Origin of the sequence: Couchioplanes caeruleus (assembly GCF_023499255.1) — a bacterium.
Lineage (GTDB): Bacteria > Actinomycetota > Actinomycetes > Mycobacteriales > Micromonosporaceae > Actinoplanes > Actinoplanes caeruleus_A.
The window spans coordinates 1,268,143-1,287,985 of sequence record NZ_CP092183.1; the positions used below are offsets into that span (position 1 = coordinate 1,268,143).

The window sequence follows — 19,843 nt, forward strand, 5'->3', positions numbered from 1 at the left end:
ACGGGGCCGGATGAGTGCCCTCAGGCGTCCAATGGGGCCGGGTTGCCGGCGTCCTCGGGCCGGGGCGGATAGCCCAGCTCCTCCGGCCGCGGCGCCGTGCCACCCAGATGCGCCGGCAGCCACCAGCGGTCGTCCGGCCCGGAGGGCTGTTCCGGATAGTTCTGCTGCGCCCGGTCCAGCAGCGCGCTCAACCGCTGCCGCAGCACCACCGTCGTCGCGTCCGCGGTGGCGCCGGCCGCCGCGACGATCGGCTCGCCGATGCTGATGATGACCGGTACGTGGCGCTTGGTCAGTTCCTTCTCGCGGCCCTTGGTCCAGAGCCGGTGCGGGCCCCACACCGCCATGGGGATCAGCGGCACCTCGGCCACCTCGGCGAGCCGGGCCGCGCCCGACTTCAGTGCCTTCACCGTGAACGACTCGCTGATCGTCGCCTCCGGGAACACGCCGACCACCTCGCCGCGGCGCAGGGCGTTCTCGGCTTCCTGGAACGCCGCCGTGCCGGCCTTGCGGTCCACGGAGATGTGGCGCATGCCGCGCATCAACGGACCGCTCACCTTGTGGTCGAAAACCGACTTCTTCGCCATGAACCGTACGAGGCGCTTCGCCGGCTGGGCGCCCAGTCCGCAGAAGATGAAATCGAGATAGCTGGCGTGGTTGCTCGCCAGGACCGCCCCGCCGGTCGCTGGGATGTGGTGCGCGCCGTCGATCTGGATCCGCAGGTCGAGCACCCGGAACATCGTCTTTGCCAAGGCGATCACGGGGGGATACACGATTTCCATCCGGTTACGGTACCGGGACCGCATGAACCTTTCCTGGGAGAGATGCAACCGATTTGCCGTCGGCTGCGTCTTACCTATGACTGCGCCGAGTCGCACCGGGGTCCACGCTGACAGGGATCATCCGGTTCGGCACTTCCCGGGAGGACCCGCATGGACACCGTGTCCGCACGCCGCGAGCTCGCGATCGTGGTGGCGCTGGCGGTCCTGGGCCTGTGCCTGGTGCTGGTGGTGGCCTTCGCACCCTGGTACGCGTCGGCCGGCTACGGCGGGGCGGGCGCGGGAGTCGTCGAGACCGTGCCGCCCAAGGCCGCACCGGTGGCCGCGGCCCGCTGACAGACCGGCGGGGACGGCCGCCGCAGCCCGCTGACCGGCTTGAAGGAACGGCCACTGAGCGGCGGGAGGGCGCTGCCCGAGCCGGGCGATGACCCGTGACATCGCCCCGTGGTGTTCACTGGGATGATGTCCGACGGCACGCCCACCCCCACCGCCTTCCCGCGGCCGGGTGGCGCGTGGGCTTCCGGGACGGTCACCGCTTACGGCGTACCCCCGCTCGTGCCGCCTCCGCCACCCACCCCGCCGGGCCCGCCCGGCGGTGACGGGCCACGACGCCGCCGGCGGCAGATGATGGTTTTCGGCGGGATCGCCGGCGCGATCGTCGTGATCGGTCTGACCATCATCCTGATCGTGGCGTTGACCTCGGACGGTGACGCCTTCGGCGGCAAGAAGGCGTCCGGTCCCACCGATGTCCGGCCGCCGCTCGCGCAGATGTGCCCCGCGCCGACCGTGGCGCCGAGCGAGGGGCCGACCGGCAGGCCGGAGAAGGTTCCGCCCGCCACCGGTGAACGGACCACCGACACCGAGGCGGGCATCTCCTACCGGAAGTACGGCGCGCCGTGGGTGCCGTGGGACACGACGTGGCGGGCGGGCACGCTCGAGGTTCCGTACCGGGTGGGGCAGCACTTCGTCACGGAGACGTACAGCGGGGGGACGTACCACGCGTCGATCCTGTCCGCGGCGGTGCCGGCGGCCGACAACGACGCGGTGACGCTGAACCTGGACTGCGTGGGGCGGCAGGTCGCGGCGGACGTCCGCGCCGAGTACTACCCGCAGCCGAACACGCTCGAGCAGCTGCGCGACGGGATGACCACGCTGGGCGGGCGGCCGGCGTACCTGAGCGAGTTCCGGCTGCACTTCAAGGCCGAGGGGCTGACGGCCACCGACGAGTTGTCCGCGGTGGCCGTCATCGACGTCGGCAAGACCACGGCCGCCGTGCTGTACGTGTCGATCCCCGGCACCCACAAGCAGTTCGACTACGTGATCGATGACGTGCTGAAGTCCGTACGGCCGCTCTGAGCGGGTCAGGAGCCGGTGAGGCCCCAGCGCTTGCGCAGCGCGTTGTCCGCGGCGTTGAACAGCAGGTCGATCAGGATGCCGATCACCAGCACCACGATGATGAAGCTGATCACCAGGCTCGACTCGTTGAGGTCGCGGGACTGCTGCATGCGTACGCCGATCGACAGCGCCCCCGGCACGATGACCAGCAGCTCGCCGGCCATGAGGCTGCGCCAGGAGAACGCCCAGCCCTGCTTGAGCCCGGAGATGAACGACGGCAGCGACGCCGGCAGGATCAGGTGGCGGTACTTGGCGAAGCCGGTCATGCCCAGCACCTGACCGACCCGCAGCCAGGTCCGCGGCACGTAGTCGATGCCGCTGATCAGGCCGTTCGCGACGGACGGGGCGGCGCCGATGACCACCACGAACATGATGGCGCTCTCGCTGATCTGGAAGAGCAGGATCGCCAGCGGGAACCACATGATCGAGGGCATGGTCTGCAGGCCGGTGATGAGCGAGCCGATGGCCGCCCGCAGCGGGGCGAACCGGGAGACCGCCGCCCCCACGATCGTGCCGATCAGCACGGCGAGCGCGAAGCCGGTGACCGCGCGGGTCATGGTCAGCCGTACGCCGTCCCAGAAGTCCCCGGTGGTGATCAGCGAGCCGAGGTCCTCGAAGACCGTCGCCGGGCCGGGCAGCACGTACGCCGGTTTCCATTCCGCCCAGACGACGGCCTGCCACGCCGCCAGCACGATGGCGACCGCGAGGAGCTTGGGCCAGGCGCTGCGCCAGATGCGCTTGCCGAGCGCGCCCTGCTCGCCCTTGCCGGCGAGCTCGAGCGCGTCGAGCCCGGTGACCCGGTCGGCGGCCCGGTCCGACTCGGTCCGCGGGTCGGGGGCCTGGGTGGGGATCTCAGCCTGCATGACGGGCGACCTCCGCGCGGAGCCGGTCGGTGATCTCGGCGGCCTGCCCGGCCACCTCGGGGGAGTCGATGCGGCGCGGCCGCTGGTGGGTCACCGGGAAGTCCTCGATGACCCGGCCCGGGCGGCTGCTCAGCAGGATCACCCGGTCGCCCAGCCGGACCGCCTCGCGCACGTTGTGGGTGACGAACAGGACGGTGAGCTCCTGCTCGCGCCAGATGCGCTCCAGCTCGTCGTGCAGGATGTCGCGGGTCATCGCGTCCAGCGCGCCGAACGGCTCGTCCATCAGCAGGATGTCGGCGTCCTGGGCGAGGGCCCGGGCCAGCGCGACGCGCTGGCGCATGCCGCCGGAGAGCTCGTGCGGCCGCTTGTGGCCGAAGCCCTTGAGCCGCACGATCTCCAGCAGCTGCTCGGCGCGTTCCCGGCGGGTGGCGCGGGGGATGCCGCGCAGCCGCAGGGGAAGCTCGACGTTGCCGGCAACCGAGAGCCACGGGAAGAGCGCCGCCTCCTGGAACATCAGCGAGACGGCCCGGCCGCCGGTGTCCAGTGTGCCGCCGCTGATCCGGTCGAGCCCGGCGACGAGCGAGAGCAGCGTGCTCTTGCCGCAGCCGGAGGCGCCCAGCAGGCAGACGAACTCGCCCTTGCCGACGCTCAGCGAGACCTTGTCCAGGGCGAGCAGCGCGTTGGCGCCGGTGCCGTACCGCTTCGAGACGCTGTCGAGGCTGACGACCGCCTGCTGGGTGCGCTGGTGGGTGGCTTCGAGAATGCTCATGACGTGGCTCCCGGTTGTCCGGCGGCGATCAGGAGGCGGCGGCGTCGCTGACCTCGGGCTGACCGTCGGCCTTGAGCAGCTCGTTGAGCGGGCCGAGGTCGTAGATGCCCTTGAGGTCCACCGGCTTGAGCAGACCGACGTCCTCGGCGTGCTTGGCGCTGGTGTAGAGCGACGAGGCGATCGGGTCGTTGGTGAACGTCAGGTTCTTGAACGCGGCGGCGAGGATGTCGTCCTTGAGCGGCTTTCCGGACAGGGCGGCGAGCTGCTCGTTGGCGGCCTTCTGCGCTCCGGCGGTGTCCGAGGCGATGTACTTCTCCGCGGCGATGTGACCCTGCAGGAGCTTCTTCACCGTGTCCGGGTGCTTCTTGAGGAAATCCTGCTTCACGATCAGGTGCGTGGTGACGAACTGCCCGTTCGGCCACAGGTCCTTCTCGTTGACCAGGATCTTGCCCTTGGACTCGAGCACCATCTTGCTCAGGTTGGGCTCGGGGACCCAGGCGCCGTCGATCGCGCCCTGGGCGAACGCCTGCACCGCGGTCGCGTTGTCCTGCGGCAGCACCGAGACGTCGCCGCCGCCCTGCTGGTCGGCGTTGAGGCCGTTCTCCTTCAGCCAGGCGCGCAGCGCGACGTCCTGGGTGTTGCCCAGCTGCGGCGTGGCGATCTTCTTGCCCTTGAGGTCGGCCGGGCTGTTGATGCCCTGCCTGACGACCAGGCCGGCGCCGCCCGAGGTGCTGCCCGCGATGATCTTCAGCGCGGTGCCCTTGGAGGTGGCCCAGCCGTTGATGGCCGGGTTCGGCCCGATGTACGTCGCGTCGATCGCCCCGGAGAACAGCGCCTCGATGGCGGCCGGGCCGGCGTTGAAGGTCTTCGGCTCCAGCTTGGTGTCGCCCAGCGCCTGCTGGAAGAGGCCGTTCTTGACGCCGACGAGCGCGGGCGCGTGGGTGATGTTCGGGAAGTACCCGAGCCGCAGGGTGTTCGCGTCACCGCTGGCGGCGGCGTCGTCGCTGCCGCAGGCGGTCAGGGCCGAGGCGGACAGAAGCGCGGCAGCGGCAACGGCAAGCGCACGAAGAGCGCGGGATTTCATTGTCACTCCTAAGCGGAGACGGTGAGTTGGGCGAGGGTGCGGTGGTTCACGACCCCCTCGATGGCCTCCTCCACCGCGAGCCAGACGTCCTTGAGGCCGGTCGCGACCCCGTGGTACGTCGTGGTCGTGGTGGGCAGGCCACGAACGGTGGTCAGCGCCCCGCCGACGGCCCGGACCACGTCGCCGACGGTGATGTCGTCGGCCGGCCGGGCCAGGGCGTACCCGCCGTCGACGCCGCGGTGGCTGTGCAGCAGGCCGGCGCGGCGCAGGTCGAGCAGGATGCCCTGGAGAAAGCTGAGCGGGATGTCCTGGCCGGCCGCGAGCGACGCGGCTTTGACCAGGTGGGGGTGGTCAGCGGCGATCGCGAGCATGGCCCGGACGGCGTAGTCGGTGCGTGCCGAGACGTACACGGGGGAATGTCCTCTCGGTCCGGCGGAGCGCAAACTCTGCTTTCTCTATCTGATGGATGGGAATAGTGGACGAGGTGCGGTATCGGCGTCAACCCCGAACCGCATCATGGGATGTTTGCCTGCCGGTTTTGTAGGAAAAGCCCTCGTCCGGGTGACGCCGGGAGCGTCCGGCGCGCGGGAACGGCCCCGGGCTGTGGGAGTATCTGCGCGTGTTCGCCGTGTCCGAGCGCCGTCGGATGTCACAGGTGGTCCGCCTGGCGCCCGGGGTACGGGTCCGCGGGTCGATCGCGTACGTCCCGCGCCGGGACCACTTCTTCGCCCTGGACGCCCGGCACGAGGCCGTCGTGCGCCGCCGCACGGGCGACGACGAGGCCATCCGTACGCTCGCCGAACTGGGCATCTGTGACACCGAGCCGGCCACCCCGCGCCGCGCCTTCTTCGGCCGTTCCGTGGTCGGGCACCTCGACGTGCTCCCCGTGGTCACCGAGCCGCTGGTCGTGAACTGCTTCTCGACCGCCTTCTGCCCGCTGCGCTGCCGCTACTGCCACGCCGACGACCTCATGACCCCCGGCTACCGGGAACGCGAGGACGGCCGAGGGCTCGATCAGGTGCTGCGGGTCGCCGGCGCCACCCCGGCGATGGTCGGCGTGGTCACCGGCGGCGAGCCGCTGGCGCGGGCGGAGCGTACGGAGCGCCTGGTGGAACGGCTCGCGGCCACCGGCAAGGCGGTCGTGCTGGACACCTCGGGAGTCGGCGACTTCAGCCGCATCGTGCCCCTGCTCCAGCGCCACCACGTGCACGTACGCGTCTCCCTGGACAGCGCCGACCCGGCCGTCAACGACGCGTTGCGCCCCGCCAACCGGCAGTTCGTGCCGCCGGGCACCAGCTCGGCGGTGTACGCCCGTGACGCGATCCGCCGGGCCGTACGCGCCGGCGTGCCGTGCAGCGTGCAGACCGTGGTGACCCGGCGCAACGGGGACCTCCCCGGCCTGCTCGCCCTGCGCGACCAGGTGGCGGACCTGGGCGTGACCACGTGGGTGCTGCACGTCGTCGTACCGGTCGGCAAGGCCGCCGACCCCCGCGGCGCGGACCTCCTGGCCCCGGCCGGCGTGCACGGCGTCGTGGAGGAGCTGGTCCGACGCAGCGCCGCGGACGGCGTGGCCATGGACATCCGGCTCACCAGCACCCACCGGGCGCCGAACTCGACGCTGCTGATCAGCGCCGACGGCGAGCTCGCGGTGGAGGACGTGATCAACGGCGGCAAGAAGACGTTCCGCCTGCCCCGGGTCGGCGCCCGCGCGGCGGTGCTACGGCACTTCCGGGAGCACGTGGACCTGGCCGGGCACGCGAGCCGCTACCTCAACGGCTCGCTGGCGGCCTTCGAGAACGCGACGGGCGCTACCCTGCCGCGGGGCTGAGCGACCAGGCCGCCGCGGTCTCCAGCAGTGCCTTCACGCTGGTCTCGTCGCCCTCGGAGAGGCGCAGCACCCGGGCCGGCACGTAACCCTGCGGATCCATCTCCCGCAGCCAGGCCGCGGCGAGCGCCGTCCGGTTGGCCGTCTCGAAGACGCTGACGATCTCCGCGGCCGCGGCGAGCCGCCGGCGCACCAGGTAGCCGGGGCGGGTCGGCGCGGCGAACCAGGACTCGAACTCAGCCACGCTCACGGCCCCGGCGACATACGCGGTCAGCTCCCGGCCGAGCACCGTGACGCACAGCTCCGCGTGGTCGTCGACGGTCGCGATGCGGTGCCCGACGCGTTCCACAACTGCGGCAGTCATGCCTCGACGCTAACTCCGTACCGCCAAGACCGCGACCGCCGAACGGCCCGTCATCGCAGAAAGACATTTGTCACCCGGGCGGCCAGATCGTCGAGGACCGGCTTGCCGTCCTCGTCGGCGGCGACGAAGGCCGCCCACGAGTCCAGCGGGAAGTCGTCGGTCTCCGGCACCGGCTCGTGGTTGAGGTAGCCGGGCAACAGCAGCGCGTTCTGGAACAGCCAGGGGATGTAGCTGCCCTCCGCGTCCCATCCCGGCAGCTCACGGGTCCGGTGCAGATGCCGGGTCAGCTCCTCCTGCGACGACCAGCGCAGCATGTGGGCGTCGTGTTTCAGGTTCCTGATGTACGGGTTGTAGAGGTGCCCCGGCCCGAAGCCGAACGTCTGCCGCCACTGCGCCCACAGGATGGCCTCGTCGCGCCCGCCCAGCGTCATCACGTCGTTGGTCGTGCTCTCCAGGAGCATGCTGTTCAGGTACGGCCAGAGCGTGAGCGGTGTCAGCAGGTTGCGCGCGTCCGTCCGCAGCACCGCCTGCACGATCGGCCACGCGTTCTTCTCGAGCTCGTCCCACGAGGTCAGGTTGGGCACGGCCTTCACCGCGGCGAGCAGGCTGTACAGCGACGGGTTGTGCTCGCCGTAGAACATCCGCGCCACCGACCAGGGGTCCGTCGGGCGCAGCAGTGCCTCGGGGTTGCCGGCGGCCGGATACCGGGCACCCCGGTCGAGGAACTCCGACAGGCTGACGAACTCGCGGACCGCGCCGTGACCGGTGTGGTCGATCCAGCGGTCGAGGTCGTCGCGGAAGCCGGTCTGCGCCTCGGTGTCGCGCAGGCCGACGTCGTCGATGCAGATCCGCACCTCCACGCCGAGGCGGGCGAGGGCGCCGGCCACGAACGCCTGCACCATGTGGATCACCGAGGCGCGGGGGCGCAGGCGTACGGGCCACAGCAGCCGGATCGGCTGGACCGTGCCACGCTGCTGCGTCACCCAGCCGAACCGGCGCTCGAGCTGGAGCAGCAGCCCCGGCACGTCGCGCGGCGGGCTGCTGTCCGGCTGGGAGACGAGCTGGCGTTCCCAGGCGTGGTGGCGTACCCGGTTCTTGAGCCCGGTGGCGCGCGGCGGCACGGCGACGCCGGCGCGTTCGGCCAGGGCCGGGAAGAGCCGCTCGGAGTCGACGCCGGGGAAGCACTCGACGGCCACACCCGTGTTCTCGCGCAGCCGGGTGGCCGCGCCCAGGGCGGTTGCCGCGTCCGGGTCGTTCAGCGCCCAGAGCACCCGTACGGGCCGGGTCCGGGCGACCGCCGCGGTGATCGTCCCGGCCCAGTCGCTGCTGCCGATCACGCACACGGTGTCGCCGCGGATGAGGTCGGCGGTGGTGGCGACCAGGGGCGCGTTCTCCGCGATGCGTGCCGGGTCGTGCAGCAGCTGGGGTCCGCGGACGTGCAGGGTGGGCCGCCAGAAGCCGTGCAGGTGGAAGACGCGTACGGCGCCGTCGGAGCCGCCGGTGTGCCCGAAGCCGCCCGACGAGTCCAGCGGCAGGCTGACCGCCCGGCCGCCCGCGTCGCGGATCGCGATCTCGAGCAGCGGGTCGAAGTTCGTGGTGAGCACCCGGTGGTCGAACGCCTCGGGGATGGCGGCGAGCAGGTGGCCGAGGGCCTGCACACCGCGCGGGAGCAGCCAGGAGAAGCGGTCGTTCTCGACGCCCTCGCCGACCCCGCGGTCGAGGCGCTGCCCGAGCCCGTGCGTGGCCAGCGGCGACTCCATAGGATCCGGTGCCGCGTACGCCTTCAGCACGGCCTGCTGCGCGATCACGTCGAACGCCCCGCCCGACACCCAGTCCGTGAACACCCGCCGGTACGCCCGGTACACGTCCACGGGCCGCGCGCCGACGAGTTCCGCGCGGGCCTGGGCCAGCGCCCGTTCCAGCGCGCCGTCGTCGTTGCGTCCCGCCGCATAGCTGTCGGCGATCTCCAGCACACCCTGCACTCGGGGGACGGCGGTGGCCGTCACGCCCGAGCCGATCACCAGCGTGATCTGGTCGGCGTCCTGCAGGGCGGCCGCCAGCCGGTCGATGAGCAGGCGCTCGCCCGGGCTCAGGCCGTCGCCCGCCGGGTCCGGCTCCGGCGCCGTCATCGGCCCGCCTGCAGCGACTGCCACAGCTCACCGGGGCGTTCGGTGAAGACCTGGCGGGCGGTGTGCCGGCTCGCGACCAGGGCACCCCGGTCGAGGTATTCCTCGAGCTCACCCGAGCGCCAGCCCAGGTAGCCGACGAACACCCGCATGGCGTCCACGCTGCCGGTCACATCCTCCGGGTTACCCGAGAGGTGCAACGTGCCCAGCCGGTCCCGTACGGGCGTGAAGCGCAGCGGCTTGGGCGCGCCCGCCCGCAGCAACGTCACGACGATGTAGCCGTCCTGGGCGACCGGGCCGCCGTGGAACAGCATCACGGGATTGCGCAGCAACCGCCGCCACGAGGCGGGGAAGTCGGCCGGCAGCTCGCCCCCCGGCCGGGTGATGCACACCCCGAGCGCGCCGGTCTGGTTGTGCCGCAGCACCAGCATCGCCCGGCGGCCGAGGTCCTCGTCGACGAACCAGGGCGCCGCGTACAGCACCGTGCCCGCGAGGTTGTGCCGGGGCGCGGCGGGGTTGTGCACCAGCGCGATCTCGCCGCCGGAGTCGCGGGCGCGCAGCTCGGGGCGCTCGAACCCGCGGCGCAGCATCGCACGGCGTACCGTGCGCCACACGGCATGGACGGTCAGCGCGGGCGGCGCGGGTTCGGGTGGCGGTGGCCGCAGGCCGTCGCGGAGCAGCCGGATCAGCTCGCCGGTGAAGGCGGTGTGGACCTCCCCGCGCGGCGCCATCGCGGGCCGGTTGGCGGGTGCGGAGACGAGCAGGCAGGTCCCGTCCGTCTCGGCCTTGTCGGCGACCGCGTCCGTGCCGCTGCTGTCGCCGCCGATCTCGGCGCCCGCGCGCCCGGAGTAGCAGCAGTCGAGGATGACGACGCGGCGGCGGGCGCGGGAGTCGGCGACCGCCCGGCGGATCCACTCGTACGGGACCCCGCGCTCGTAGGGCACCTCCGGGTCGCAGCCGGGCAGGCCGAGGATCAGCCGGTCGTCGTCGGGATCGACCAGGCCGTGCCCGGCGAAGTACACCAGCAGCAGCCCGTCGCGCTCGGTCGCGGCGGCGGCCCGGCGGACCGCGCGGCTCACCTCGGCCGGATCCTCCGGGTCCACCAGCACCTGGCAGTTGTCCGCGGGGACACCCCAGAGATCCTCACCCGCCAGCAGGTCGCGCAGGTCGGTCACGTTGCGCCCGGCGGCGGGCAGCTCCGGGAGCCTGCGGTACGCCGAGACGCCGATCAGCACGACCTGCGAGGCGGCCGGGTCGGCGACGTCACTCATCGGTTCCTGCCGCCCGCCCTCCGCCCGCCTCTTCCAGCCGCGTCAGGGCGTCGGCCAGCGTCCGGTGGTCCTCCGCCTCGATCCGCGTCGTGGAACCGTCCGCGGCGGTGTGCACGATCGTCACCTTCGGGGACGGCCGGCGCGAGTCCCGCCAGGAGGCCACCGCGAGGGCGAGCTGGCCGGCCGACAGCCCGCTGCCGATCACCAGCGTCAGCACGTCGAGCAGGGTGCCCATCGTCTGCGGGTCGTCGCTGCGGGCCCGGGCCAGCCGGCCGTCGACGCGTACGGCGTCCTCCCGGCGCAGCCAGCGGTGCAGCGACTCGGCGTCCTCTGGCGACGGACACTCCAGTCGGAGCTGAACCGGCATGAAAGTCCCCCCGCGTATATCGATGCGCGTGTTTGGCTTCGCGGACACTGCTAGGCGAAGCTAGCATCGAGCGTCGACGCGGTGACCGGGCGTACCCGTCGGATGCCGCGGCGGCGGGATAGATTCTTGGGGTGGCCCGCAAAGTAAAGATCCCCGCGACGAAATACCCGGTCGAACGGTTCACCCTCGACAACGGCCTGCGGGTGGTCCTCACGCCCGACCGCAGCGCTCCCGTCGTCGGCGTGGCCGTCGTCTACGACGTCGGCATCCGGTCCGAACCGGAGGGTCGCACCGGCTTCGCCCACCTCTTCGAGCACCTCATGTTCCAGGGCTCGGAGAACCTCGAGAAGCTCGCCCACTTCCGGCACGTCCAGGGGGCCGGCGGCAGCTTCAACGGCTCCACCCACCTCGACTACACCGACTACTTCGAGGTGCTCCCGGCGGGCGCCCTGGAGCGCGCGCTGTTCCTCGAGGCGGACCGCATGCGCGGCCCCCGGCTCACCGAGGAGAACCTGCGCAACCAGGTGGACGTGGTCAAGGAGGAGATCCGGGTCAACGTCCTCAACCGCCCGTACGGCGGCTTCCCCTGGCTGAAGCTGCCCCCGGTGATGTTCGAGACGTTCCCCAACGCCCACGACGGGTACGGCTCCTTCACCGACCTGGAGAGCGCCACGGTCGAGGACGCGCAGGAGTTCTTCGGCAAGTACTACGCCTCGGGCAACGCGACGCTGGCGGTCGCCGGCGACTTCGACGTGGCCGCCGCCACCAAGCTCGTCGAGGCGCACTTCGGCGACGTGCCGGCCCGGCCGAAGCCGGAGCTGCCCGACTTCGCCGAGCCCGGCCTGAGCGCCGAGCGCCGGGAGAGCTATGTCGACCGGCTCGCCCCGCTGCCCGCCGTCGCCGCCGGCTACCGGGTTCCCGACCCGATCGCCGACTTCAGCGCCTACCTGCCGTACGTGGTGCTCGCCGAGGTCCTCACCGACGGCGACGCGTCCCGCCTGGTCGAGCGGCTCGTGCAGCGCGACCGCATCGTCACCAGCGTCGGCGGCTACATCGGATTCATGGGCGACGAATACCAGGTCCGCAACCCCACCGCGCTGCTGCTGCAGGCGCACATGCCGCCCGGCGGCGACGCGGACAAGGTGCTGCGGGTCGTCGACGAAGAGCTCGACCGGCTGGCCACCGGCGGCCTCGCGCCCGGCGAGCTGGCCCGCACGCAGGCCCGCATGGCGACGCATCTGCTGCGCGACACCGACGCGGTGCTCGGCCGGGCCCTGCCGATGGCCGTGCTCGAGCTGCAGCGCGGCAGGCCCGAGCTGCTCAACGAGCTGCCGCGGCTCGTCGGCGAGGTCACCGAGGCGCAGATCGTCGCGGCCGCCGCCAGCCTGCGGCCCGAGAGCCGCGCCACCGTCGAGGTCGTCCCGGGAGCCAACCAGTGAGCGTCAAGACCCTGCCGGACCTCGTGCCGGACTCGAAGATCAAGCTGCCCAAGCAGGCCGAGCGCACCCTCAGCAGCGGCCTGACCGTGATCGCCATCCGCCGGCCGGCGGTGCCCCTGGTCGAGCTGCGGCTGCGGGTGCCGTTCGGGCGCGCCCCGCTGGCCCGGGCCACCCTGCTGTCGCAGGCGCTGTTCACCGGCACGGCCACGATGTCCAGCATCGACATCGCCGCCGAGCTGCAGGCGGTCGGCGGTGGCCTCTCCGCGGGGCTCGACCCCGACCGGCTGCTCGTCACCGGGAATTCCCTCGCCGCCGGCCTGGACCGGATGCTGGAGATCCTCGCCGCCGTCCTGACCGACCCGGCGTACCCGGCCGACGAGGTGGGCACCGAGCGGGACCGGCTCGTCGACCACATCCAGGTGGCGCAGAGCCAGCCGGCGCACCTCGCCCGTACGGCCCTGCTCAAGCGGATGTACGGCAAGCACCCGTACGCGGTCCAGACGCCAGAGCCGGAGCAGGTCAGGGGCGTACGCCCGGGTCAGCTGCGGACGCTGCACGCGGAGCGGGTGCGTCCGGAGGGCTCGGTGCTGGTGCTCGTCGGCGACATCAACGTCGAGAAGGCGATCGACGCGGCGGAGAAGGCGCTCGGCGGCTGGATCGGCTCGGGCCGCGACGGCAACGTGCCGCCGACGCCCGCGCTCGAGCCCGGCCCGCTGCTGCTGGTCGACCGGCCCGCGTCGGTCCAGTCGTCGCTGCGGATGGCGTTGCCGGCGGTGCCCCGCACCGATCCGGACCACGCGGCGCTGCAGCTGGCGAACATGGTCTTCGGCGGTTACTTCTCCTCGCGGTGGGTGGAGAACATCCGCGAGGACAAGGGCTACACGTACGGCCCGCACACCGCCATCGAGCACTTCGTCGCCGGCTCCTCGCTGGTGGTGGCCGCGGAGGTGGCCACCGAGGTGACCGGCCCGGCGCTGCTCGAGACGCTGTACGAGCTCGGCCGCATCGCCAGCCTCCCGCCCGGCGCCGACGAGCTCGAGCAGGCCCGCCGGTACGCCCTCGGCACGCTGCGCCTCGGCATGTCGACCCAGGCCGGGCTGGCGGGGCTGGCCAGCATCTACGCCAGCTTCGGGCTGCGGCTGGACTACCTCACCGAGCACTCGGCGGCGCTCGCGGCGGCGACCCGCGAGCAGGTGGCCGAGGCGGCGGCCCGCTACCTGGCGCCGTCGCGGGCGGTGTCCGTCGTTCTCGGCGACGCGGAGAAGGTGGAGGGGCAGCTGTCCGCCCTGACGAGCGTGGAGCGCGGCACCGCGTGACCGGGCCGGCACAGGAGGAGCAGCCCGACGTCGGCGAGCAGCCCGGCCTCGACGGTCCGCCGCTGGCGCGGACCAGCCTGGACCGGGCCGCGCACCGCCGCAAGGACGACGCGTGGCTGGCCGAGGCGTGGAAGAGCGGTCTGGTCCTGGTGATCGACGTCGCCAAGGGCGGGCGCGCGCTGATCGCCGGAGCCGACGGGGACGAACCGTCGCTCGTCCTGGTGAGCGCGGAGGAAGCGCCCGAGGGCGAGCGGCTCTTCCTCGGCGTCGACCCGGCCGGGGTGCCCATCTTCGCCGTCGACGCGCCGCTGCCCGAGAAGGCCGGCGCGGAGGTCCGCAACCTGCGCGACATCGGCGACCGGCTCGACCCGCGCGACGCCGGCATCTTCACCACGGCCGCCGCGCTGGGCAACTGGCACGCCACGCACCGGTTCTCGCCGCGCTCCGGGCAGCAGACCCGGGTGGTCGAGGCCGGCTGGTCGCGCGTCGACGAGGACGGGCGGCAGATGTGGCCGCGCACGGACCCCGCGATGATCGTGCTGGTGCACGACGGGGTCGCCGGGCCGGACGGCCGGTGCCTGCTCGGCCACAACGCCGCCTGGCCGGCGGTCGACGGCGTCCGGCGGTTCTCCTGCCTGGCCGGTTACGTCGAGCCCGGCGAGTCGGCCGAGGCCGCCGTCGTCCGCGAGGTCCGCGAGGAGGTCGGCGTCCGGCTCCGCTCCGTCGTGTACGAGGGCAGCCAGGCGTGGCCCTTCCCGGGGTCGCTGATGCTCGGGTACACCGCCGAGGCCGACCGGGACCAGGCGCTCGCCCTCGACCCCGAGGAGATCGACGAGGCGCGCTGGTTCACCCGCGCGGACATCACCCGGATGATCTCCGGCGACTTCGTGGACGCGGCGAGCGGCGTACGGATGAATCTGCCCATGCGCTCCTCCATCGCCTTTTATCTCGTTGAGCGATGGTTGGGGGATTCCGCCCGATAAGGGATTCACATTTCTCTAATCAGAAGGATCTTCACACGGAATTAGCAACCATCGGGGCAGGCTCTCGCGTCTGGGAGATCAGACACGGAGAGGTGGTAGTGGAATGTCGCTGCTTGCGGAGCAGACCTGGACCCCGATGACCGCCGACGAGCGCGCGCGTTTCCAGCGCGACGGTTTCCTCGTCATTCCCGGCGTTCTCAACGACGACGAGGTCGCGGTCGCGCGCACCGCGATCCTGCGATCCAAGGAGAAAGCGGCGCGGGAAGGAGGTCTCGGGCCCACCGGCGCGCTGCACCAGCTGTCCGCGGTGACCAACAACCCCGAGCTGGCATTCCTGCTGGACCACCCGAAGGCGTTCAAGTACATCTGGTCGATGCTGGGCTGGAACGTGCACGTGTACCACTCGCACGTCGACGTGCACCCGCAGATCCACGAGAAGCAGAAGGACTGGTGGCACTGGCACCAGGACGGCGGCCGGCAGAACCGGGAGCTCGAGACCGACCCGCGGCCGATGATGTCGGTCAAGCTCGCGTACTGGCTGTCGGACGTCTCGGAGACCGGGCGCGGCAACTTCACGGTGCTGCCGGGCAGCCACCTCACCAACTGGCTGCCGGGCCCGCCGTCGCGCGGCGTGCCGTGGCCGCAGCCCGAGGGCGCCCTGCAGATCACCGCCAACCCCGGCGACCTCGTCGTCTTCGACCGGCGGCTGTGGCACGCGCGCTCGGACAACTACTCGCCGATCACCCGGGTGGGCGCCTTCTTCGGGTACACGTACCGCTGGGTCGCCGGCCGCGACGAGGTGGCCCACCTGCCCGGTACGCCCGAGTGGGAGACGTTCAACCCGGTGCAGCAGCAGCTGCTCGGCGGGGCGGGCGACGGCACCGGCGACCACGCCTGGGGCCACTACCCGGAGACCACCCCGCTGTACGTGGAGCTGAAGCGGCAGGGCCTGCTCGACTCGAGCATCCCCGCGCTCATCCCGTGACCCGGGGCGGGCCGGCCGGCCTCTCCCCGCCGAGCCCGCTCCGCCATCTGTCCCCGCACCTTCGCCCGCCGCCCCGGGCGGGGTGCGGGGCGCGACCACCGGCCCTCGCCCGCCGCCACGGGCGGGGTGCCGGCGCGGACACCAACGGGCCGCCCCGGGTTCCTCCGGAGGCGGCCCGTTGCGTTGCCGTCAGGCCGTCAGGCTCGCCAGGTGCTGCTTGACCTGGACGATCGACGGGTTGGTCATCGCGGTGCCGTCGTCGAAGCGCATCGTCGGGACCGTCTGGTTGCCGCCGTTCACGCTCATCACGTAGTCGGCGGCCTTCGGGTCCTGCTCGATGTCGATGACTTCGTACGCGATGCCCTCCCGGTCGAGCTGCGACTTGAGCCGGTGGCAGTAGCCACACCAGGGCGTCGAGTACATGGTCAGCATCGGTCTGGTCCCTTCGCAGAGGTCACATGGCACTACGCCATCCGACGAAACGTCGGACCCGGGTGCCATGATTCCCGGTTGTGACAGCGGAACGCGTTCTTGCCGGGCTCGACCCCGATCAACGCCGGGCGGTCACCGCTCCCGCGGGACCGGTGTGCATCCTGGCCGGGGCCGGCACCGGTAAGACCAGAGCGATTACCCACCGCATCGCGTACCGAACACTTTCCGGCGACATCGACCCCCGGCACGTCCTCGCCGTCACGTTCACCGCCCGGGCCGCCGCGGAGATGCGCGCGCGCCTCACCGGGCTGGGCGCCGGCCGTGTGCAGGCCCGCACCTTCCACGCCGCCGCGCTGCGCCAGGTGCGCTACTTCGCCCCTCGGCTGCTCGAGGGCCGGGCGATGCCCGAGCTCGTGGAGAGCAAGGCCCGGCTGGTCGCCCTGGCCGCCGCGAAGGCGGGCGTGCGCGCCGACCGCACCGCCGCCCGCGACCTGGCGAGCGAGATCGAGTGGGCCAAGTCGTCCCTCGTCGAACCCGGCGAGTACGTGGTGGCCGCCACCAAGGCGCTGCGCGAGCCGCCGTACGACGCCGCCAAGGTGGCCGAGGTGTTCGCCGCGTACGAGTCGCTCAAGCGGCGCCAGGGCGTCATCGACTTCGAGGACATGCTGCGCGCCGCGGTCTGGGGCATCGAGGACCACCAGGACGTCGCCGAACAGGTCCGCTCGCAGTACAGGCACTTCGTCGTCGACGAGTACCAGGACGTCAACCCGCTGCAGCAGCGTCTGCTGGACGCCTGGCTCGGTGGCCGCGACGACCTCACCGTGGTGGGCGACGCCAGCCAGACCATCTACTCGTTCACCGGCGCGACGTCGTCGTACCTGGTGGACTTCCCCCGGCAGCGCCGCGACGCCGTCGTCGTCCGCCTGGTCCGCGACTACCGCTCCACACCCCAGGTCGTCGGCCTCGCCAACGCGGTGATCCGGCAGGCCCGCGGCACCGAGGCCAAGCTGCGCCTGGAGCTGATCGGGCAGCGTCCGCCCGGCGCCGAGCCCGACCTCAAGATCTTCCCGGACGAGTCGGCCGAGGCGGTCGCCGTCGCCAAGCGGTGCCGGGAGCTCATCGCCGCGGGCACCCCGGCGCGGGAGATCGCGGTGCTGTTCCGCACCAACGCCCAGTCCGAGACCTACGAGAAGGCGCTGGCCGAGGCCGAGGTGCCGTACGTCGTCCGCGGCGCCGAACGCTTCTTCGAGCGCGCCGAGGTACGCCAGGCCATGATCGCCATGCGCGCGGCGGTGCGCTCCACGCCGGGCGAGACACCGCTGGTCCAGGCCGTCGTCGACGCGCTGTCCGCCACCGGCTGGGCCCGCGACCGCCCCCCGCCGGGCGGCGCGCAACGCGAGCAGTGGGAGGCGCTCGCCGCGATCGTCACCCTCGCCGAGGAGTACGGACGCAGCCCCGACGTGCTGCCGCTGGGCCAGGCCGGCGCGGTGCAACGCGACGTGTCCCTGTCCGCGTTCAACGACGAACTGGCCCGGCGCGCCGAGCAGCAGCACGCGCCCGCCGTGGAGGGCGTGACGCTGGCGTCCCTGCACTCCGCCAAGGGCCTGGAATGGGACGCCGTGTTCCTGGTCGGGCTCGCCGACGGCACGCTGCCCACCACGTACGCGAAGACCCCGGAGCAGTTGGAGGAGGAGCGGCGGCTGCTCTACGTCGGCGTGACCCGGGCGCGGCAGTGGCTCTGGCTCTCGTACGGTCAATCCCGCTCGTCCGGCGGCCGTAGCCGGCGCCCCTGCCGTTTCCTGCCGCAGCTGACCGACGCGCGGCACCGCACGTTCGAGAAGGCCGGAACGGGCAGTCGGAAACCCGTCACCCGGCGCGCCCAGGTGGTCTCCTGCCGCGTCTGCGGGGCCACCCTCCTCGCCGGCGCCGACCGCAAACTGGGCCGCTGCCCGACGTGCCCGTCCGACCTCGACGAAGAGCTCTTCGAACGGCTCCAGACGTGGCGCGCGCGCACCGCCGCAGAGCAGAAAGTCCCTGCTTACGTGGTGTTCACGGACGCCACGATCGTGGCCATCGCGGAGCGCCGGCCCAGCACCCCGCCGGAGCTGCTCGCCATCGCCGGGATAGGCCCCCGAAAGCTCGGCCAGTACGGCGCCGCGGTGTTCGCTCTGGTGGGCGGCGCGGACCCCGCCGAGGTGTCCCCGGAGGACGTCTCAGAAAACTTTGAAAACTAGTGCGTTAATTCGTTTGCCCTCGCTTGCGGGGACGGCATAGCCTCAGGTCACACCTTGGTGAGCGGCATGCTCAACGGGGTTCTACAACGAGTGCAAGGCGATGGAGGAGGTGGCACCGATGAAGCTCAACTACACGATCGAGCGGCCGTCGACGCTGCCTGCTGCCTGCACTCCGTCCGCTTCCTGGCTGCCCGTCTCGGTGCCCGTGGCGAAGTCCGTCCTTGCGGCGGAATACGTCACCGTGCCGGCGCCGGCTGCCGAGCGGGCCCCGGCTTCGCAGGCGCACCAGGTCCAGATCCAGGCCGAGCTGGTCCGGATCCTGGCGTCCGTCGATGGAAGCAACGGGACCACTGGGTTCGTGGGCAGCAACGGCATGAAGCGTCGTCTGACGGATGGTGCCGACGGTGTCCCGCCTCGAGGAAGGCCGGTCTGAGCGATCAGACCTCCGGCTCACCTCGAGGCCGCGGAACCCGTAACCGGGATCCGCGGCCTACTTTTTTGCCGGCTTACCGGCCGGTGCGAACAGCATCACGATCCAGAAGATCGACAAAGAGAGAGGTGACCGGGCTTTATGAGTCTGGCGCTGGCCCTCCTCGACGTGAGCGTCGAGATGGAGGCAAACCTGCCCTGTCGGAAGTTCGACCCTGACCTGTGGTTCTCCGACTCCCCGGCCCAGCTGGAACTGGCCAAGTCGCTCTGCGGGGACTGCCCGCTGCGCGTCGAGTGCCTGGCCGGCGCGGTCGAGCGAGCCGAGCCCTGGGGTGTCTGGGGCGGCGAGATCTTCGAGCGCGGAGCTGTCGTCCCCCGCAAGCGGCCCCGTGGCCGCCCGCGGAAGGTCGACGTGGCCCGCGACGCGGAACTCGCGGTCGAAGTGGAGGAGCGGCTCGCTGCGAGCGGCGTCGAGACCCGCAACTCGGTCCGGCTGGCGGCCTGACATGACCACCCTCACCACCCCCTACCGGAAGACGGAAGACGTAGCCATGAGCCCGAACGGAGCCCCGAAGGTGAAACTCATCCAAGAAGCGCTCTCCCGAGCACGAATGCGTCGGCCTCAGGCCGACCAGCACCCTGAGGCGCACCGCCCCGCACGTCAGATCGCCATCGCAGCCCGCCACCGTTCGGCGCGGGAACTGGGTGGACGCCTCTGAAACGACGTGACGGCCCACTACGGCCCCGCCCGCAGCCACCGGCTGCGGGCGGGGCCATTTCCATCCCTGCGCGGGCTTACGCGCCGCGCTCGCTGCCGTTGTCCACGCCGTGCCGGGCGCTTTTCCGCGCCGCGCTCGCTGTCTTGCTCGTGGCGCGCTGGGCGTTCTCTCGCGTCGTTCGCTCGTCCACTTGTCGCGCTGCGCTGCGTCGCGCGCTGGTGTTGCGCTGCGGTGCGCTGACCGGCGCTGCGACGCTCTCGCCGGCGTTGCGGCGCGTCCGCCGGCGTTGCGGTGCGCTGACCGGCGTTGCGGCGCGTCCGCCGGCGTTGCGGTGCGCTGACCGGCGTTGCGGCGCGTCCGCCGGCGTTGCGGTGCGCTGACCGGCGTTGCGGCGCGTCCGCCGGCGTTGCGGTGCGCTGACCGGCGTTGCGGCGCGTCCGCCGGCGTTGCGGTGCGCTGACCGGCG

General features: G+C 72.1%; 20 protein-coding genes. 10 read left to right on the forward strand and 10 right to left on the reverse strand.

The genetic code is table 11. From position 1 onward, the window contains the following. Positions 1-20: 20 nt before the first annotated feature. Positions 21-779, reverse strand: coding sequence for a lysophospholipid acyltransferase family protein (locus COUCH_RS06100; RefSeq protein ID WP_249611118.1), 759 nt, complete (start codon positions 777-779; stop codon positions 21-23). Positions 780-929: 150 nt separating this feature from the next. On the opposite strand from COUCH_RS06100, the gene COUCH_RS06105 reads away from it, so the two are divergent. Continuing rightward, the gene (locus tag COUCH_RS06105; protein WP_249611119.1) at positions 930-1,112 is read left to right on the forward strand and encodes a hypothetical protein; all 183 of its coding nucleotides are present in this window, start codon (positions 930-932) and stop codon (positions 1,110-1,112) included. Between the two features lie 126 nt (positions 1,113-1,238). Then, positions 1,239-2,132 (forward strand): hypothetical protein, encoded by an 894-nt coding sequence (locus COUCH_RS06110; RefSeq protein ID WP_249611120.1) that lies wholly within the window; start codon positions 1,239-1,241, stop codon positions 2,130-2,132. Between the two features lie 5 nt (positions 2,133-2,137). On the opposite strand, the gene COUCH_RS06115 is transcribed toward COUCH_RS06110, so the two are convergent. Genes COUCH_RS06115 through COUCH_RS06130 form a run of 4 tightly spaced genes read right to left on the reverse strand, consistent with a single transcriptional unit; the run spans position 2,138 to position 5,297 of the window. Further along, positions 2,138-3,034 carry an ABC transporter permease gene (locus COUCH_RS06115; RefSeq protein ID WP_249611121.1) on the reverse strand — a complete coding sequence of 299 codons (897 nt, stop codon included), beginning with the start codon at positions 3,032-3,034 and terminating at the stop codon, positions 2,138-2,140. Then, a complete protein-coding gene (locus tag COUCH_RS06120) occupies positions 3,024-3,803 on the reverse strand; it encodes an ABC transporter ATP-binding protein (protein WP_249611123.1) in 780 nt (259 codons plus the stop codon). Before COUCH_RS06120 ends, COUCH_RS06115 begins: the two co-directional genes overlap by 11 nt. Before the next feature lie 28 nt (positions 3,804-3,831). Continuing rightward, complete coding sequence (locus COUCH_RS06125) at positions 3,832-4,887, reverse strand: ABC transporter substrate-binding protein (RefSeq protein WP_249611124.1); 1,056 nt, start codon at positions 4,885-4,887, stop codon at positions 3,832-3,834. An 8-nt stretch (positions 4,888-4,895) separates the two neighbouring features. After that, on the reverse strand, positions 4,896-5,297 hold the full coding sequence (locus COUCH_RS06130; protein ID WP_199511521.1) for an RrF2 family transcriptional regulator: 402 nt from the start codon (positions 5,295-5,297) through the stop codon (positions 4,896-4,898). A 209-nt stretch (positions 5,298-5,506) separates the two neighbouring features. On the opposite strand from COUCH_RS06130, the gene COUCH_RS06135 reads away from it, so the two are divergent. After that, a complete protein-coding gene (locus COUCH_RS06135; RefSeq protein WP_249611125.1) occupies positions 5,507-6,715 on the forward strand; it encodes a radical SAM protein in 1,209 nt (402 codons plus the stop codon). On the opposite strand, the gene COUCH_RS06140 is transcribed toward COUCH_RS06135, so the two are convergent. Genes COUCH_RS06140 through COUCH_RS06155 form a run of 4 tightly spaced genes read right to left on the reverse strand, consistent with a single transcriptional unit; the run spans position 6,696 to position 10,840 of the window. Then, entirely contained in the window at positions 6,696-7,076 is a 381-nt protein-coding gene (locus COUCH_RS06140; RefSeq protein ID WP_249611126.1) for a hypothetical protein, read from the reverse strand. The genes COUCH_RS06135 and COUCH_RS06140 overlap by 20 nt on opposite strands. 50 nt (positions 7,077-7,126) lie before the next feature. Next, the gene (locus COUCH_RS06145; RefSeq protein ID WP_249611127.1) at positions 7,127-9,205 is read right to left on the reverse strand and encodes an SIR2 family protein; all 2,079 of its coding nucleotides are present in this window, start codon (positions 9,203-9,205) and stop codon (positions 7,127-7,129) included. Beyond that, on the reverse strand, positions 9,202-10,473 hold the full coding sequence (locus COUCH_RS06150) for a YqgE/AlgH family protein (protein WP_249611128.1): 1,272 nt from the start codon (positions 10,471-10,473) through the stop codon (positions 9,202-9,204). Before COUCH_RS06150 ends, COUCH_RS06145 begins: the two co-directional genes overlap by 4 nt. Further along, positions 10,466-10,840: an effector-associated constant component EACC1 gene (locus tag COUCH_RS06155; RefSeq protein WP_249611129.1), complete on the reverse strand. Its 375-nt coding sequence runs from the start codon at positions 10,838-10,840 to the stop codon at positions 10,466-10,468. The genes COUCH_RS06150 and COUCH_RS06155 overlap by 8 nt, the downstream gene beginning before the upstream one ends. A gap of 131 nt (positions 10,841-10,971) precedes the next feature. On the opposite strand from COUCH_RS06155, the gene COUCH_RS06160 reads away from it, so the two are divergent. From COUCH_RS06160 to COUCH_RS06175, 4 genes are all read left to right on the forward strand, one after another. Continuing rightward, positions 10,972-12,279, forward strand: a complete 1,308-nt coding sequence (locus COUCH_RS06160) for a M16 family metallopeptidase (RefSeq protein ID WP_249611130.1) — start codon at positions 10,972-10,974, stop codon at positions 12,277-12,279. Continuing rightward, positions 12,276-13,595: a M16 family metallopeptidase gene (locus COUCH_RS06165; protein ID WP_249611131.1), complete on the forward strand. Its 1,320-nt coding sequence runs from the start codon at positions 12,276-12,278 to the stop codon at positions 13,593-13,595. Before COUCH_RS06160 ends, COUCH_RS06165 begins: the two co-directional genes overlap by 4 nt. Then, on the forward strand, positions 13,592-14,578 hold the full coding sequence (nudC, locus tag COUCH_RS06170) for an NAD(+) diphosphatase (RefSeq protein WP_249611132.1): 987 nt from the start codon (positions 13,592-13,594) through the stop codon (positions 14,576-14,578). Before COUCH_RS06165 ends, nudC begins: the two co-directional genes overlap by 4 nt. Before the next feature lie 103 nt (positions 14,579-14,681). After that, positions 14,682-15,563 carry a phytanoyl-CoA dioxygenase family protein gene (locus COUCH_RS06175; RefSeq protein WP_249611133.1) on the forward strand — a complete coding sequence of 294 codons (882 nt, stop codon included), beginning with the start codon at positions 14,682-14,684 and terminating at the stop codon, positions 15,561-15,563. 189 nt (positions 15,564-15,752) lie between these two features. Here the strand turns inward: COUCH_RS06175 and COUCH_RS06180 are convergent, their stop codons facing one another. Then, positions 15,753-15,995 (reverse strand): mycoredoxin, encoded by a 243-nt coding sequence (locus COUCH_RS06180; RefSeq protein ID WP_249611134.1) that lies wholly within the window; start codon positions 15,993-15,995, stop codon positions 15,753-15,755. An 80-nt stretch (positions 15,996-16,075) separates the two neighbouring features. Here COUCH_RS06180 and COUCH_RS06185 point away from each other — a divergent pair, with 80 nt between their 5' ends. From COUCH_RS06185 to COUCH_RS06195, 3 genes are all read left to right on the forward strand, one after another. After that, complete coding sequence (locus COUCH_RS06185; protein WP_249611135.1) at positions 16,076-18,229, forward strand: ATP-dependent DNA helicase UvrD2; 2,154 nt, start codon at positions 16,076-16,078, stop codon at positions 18,227-18,229. 118 nt (positions 18,230-18,347) lie between these two features. Further along, the gene (locus tag COUCH_RS06190) at positions 18,348-18,662 is read left to right on the forward strand and encodes a hypothetical protein (protein ID WP_249611136.1); all 315 of its coding nucleotides are present in this window, start codon (positions 18,348-18,350) and stop codon (positions 18,660-18,662) included. Positions 18,663-18,800: 138 nt separating this feature from the next. Further along, positions 18,801-19,163, forward strand: coding sequence for a WhiB family transcriptional regulator (locus COUCH_RS06195; RefSeq protein ID WP_249611137.1), 363 nt, complete (start codon positions 18,801-18,803; stop codon positions 19,161-19,163). Positions 19,164-19,843 lie beyond the last annotated feature (680 nt).

What these genes read in the sequence shown, in the direction of transcription:
- COUCH_RS06175 (WP_249611133.1), top strand. Translation starts at nt 14,682, where the DNA reads ATGTCGCTGCTTGCGGAGCAGACCTGGACCCCGATGACCGCCGACGAG.
- COUCH_RS06195 (WP_249611137.1), top strand. Translation starts at nt 18,801, where the DNA reads ATGAGTCTGGCGCTGGCCCTCCTCGACGTGAGCGTCGAGATGGAGGCA.
- COUCH_RS06115 (WP_249611121.1), bottom strand. Translation starts at nt 3,034, where the DNA reads ATGCAGGCTGAGATCCCCACCCAGGCCCCCGACCCGCGGACCGAGTCG.
- COUCH_RS06140 (WP_249611126.1), bottom strand. Translation starts at nt 7,076, where the DNA reads ATGACTGCCGCAGTTGTGGAACGCGTCGGGCACCGCATCGCGACCGTC.
- COUCH_RS06125 (WP_249611124.1), bottom strand. Translation starts at nt 4,887, where the DNA reads ATGAAATCCCGCGCTCTTCGTGCGCTTGCCGTTGCCGCTGCCGCGCTT.
- COUCH_RS06105 (WP_249611119.1), top strand. Translation starts at nt 930, where the DNA reads ATGGACACCGTGTCCGCACGCCGCGAGCTCGCGATCGTGGTGGCGCTG.
- COUCH_RS06120 (WP_249611123.1), bottom strand. Translation starts at nt 3,803, where the DNA reads ATGAGCATTCTCGAAGCCACCCACCAGCGCACCCAGCAGGCGGTCGTC.
- COUCH_RS06150 (WP_249611128.1), bottom strand. Translation starts at nt 10,473, where the DNA reads ATGAGTGACGTCGCCGACCCGGCCGCCTCGCAGGTCGTGCTGATCGGC.
- COUCH_RS06180 (WP_249611134.1), bottom strand. Translation starts at nt 15,995, where the DNA reads ATGCTGACCATGTACTCGACGCCCTGGTGTGGCTACTGCCACCGGCTC.
- COUCH_RS06110 (WP_249611120.1), top strand. Translation starts at nt 1,239, where the DNA reads ATGTCCGACGGCACGCCCACCCCCACCGCCTTCCCGCGGCCGGGTGGC.
- COUCH_RS06155 (WP_249611129.1), bottom strand. Translation starts at nt 10,840, where the DNA reads ATGCCGGTTCAGCTCCGACTGGAGTGTCCGTCGCCAGAGGACGCCGAG.
- COUCH_RS06145 (WP_249611127.1), bottom strand. Translation starts at nt 9,205, where the DNA reads ATGACGGCGCCGGAGCCGGACCCGGCGGGCGACGGCCTGAGCCCGGGC.
- COUCH_RS06190 (WP_249611136.1), top strand. Translation starts at nt 18,348, where the DNA reads ATGAAGCTCAACTACACGATCGAGCGGCCGTCGACGCTGCCTGCTGCC.
- COUCH_RS06100 (WP_249611118.1), bottom strand. Translation starts at nt 779, where the DNA reads ATGGAAATCGTGTATCCCCCCGTGATCGCCTTGGCAAAGACGATGTTC.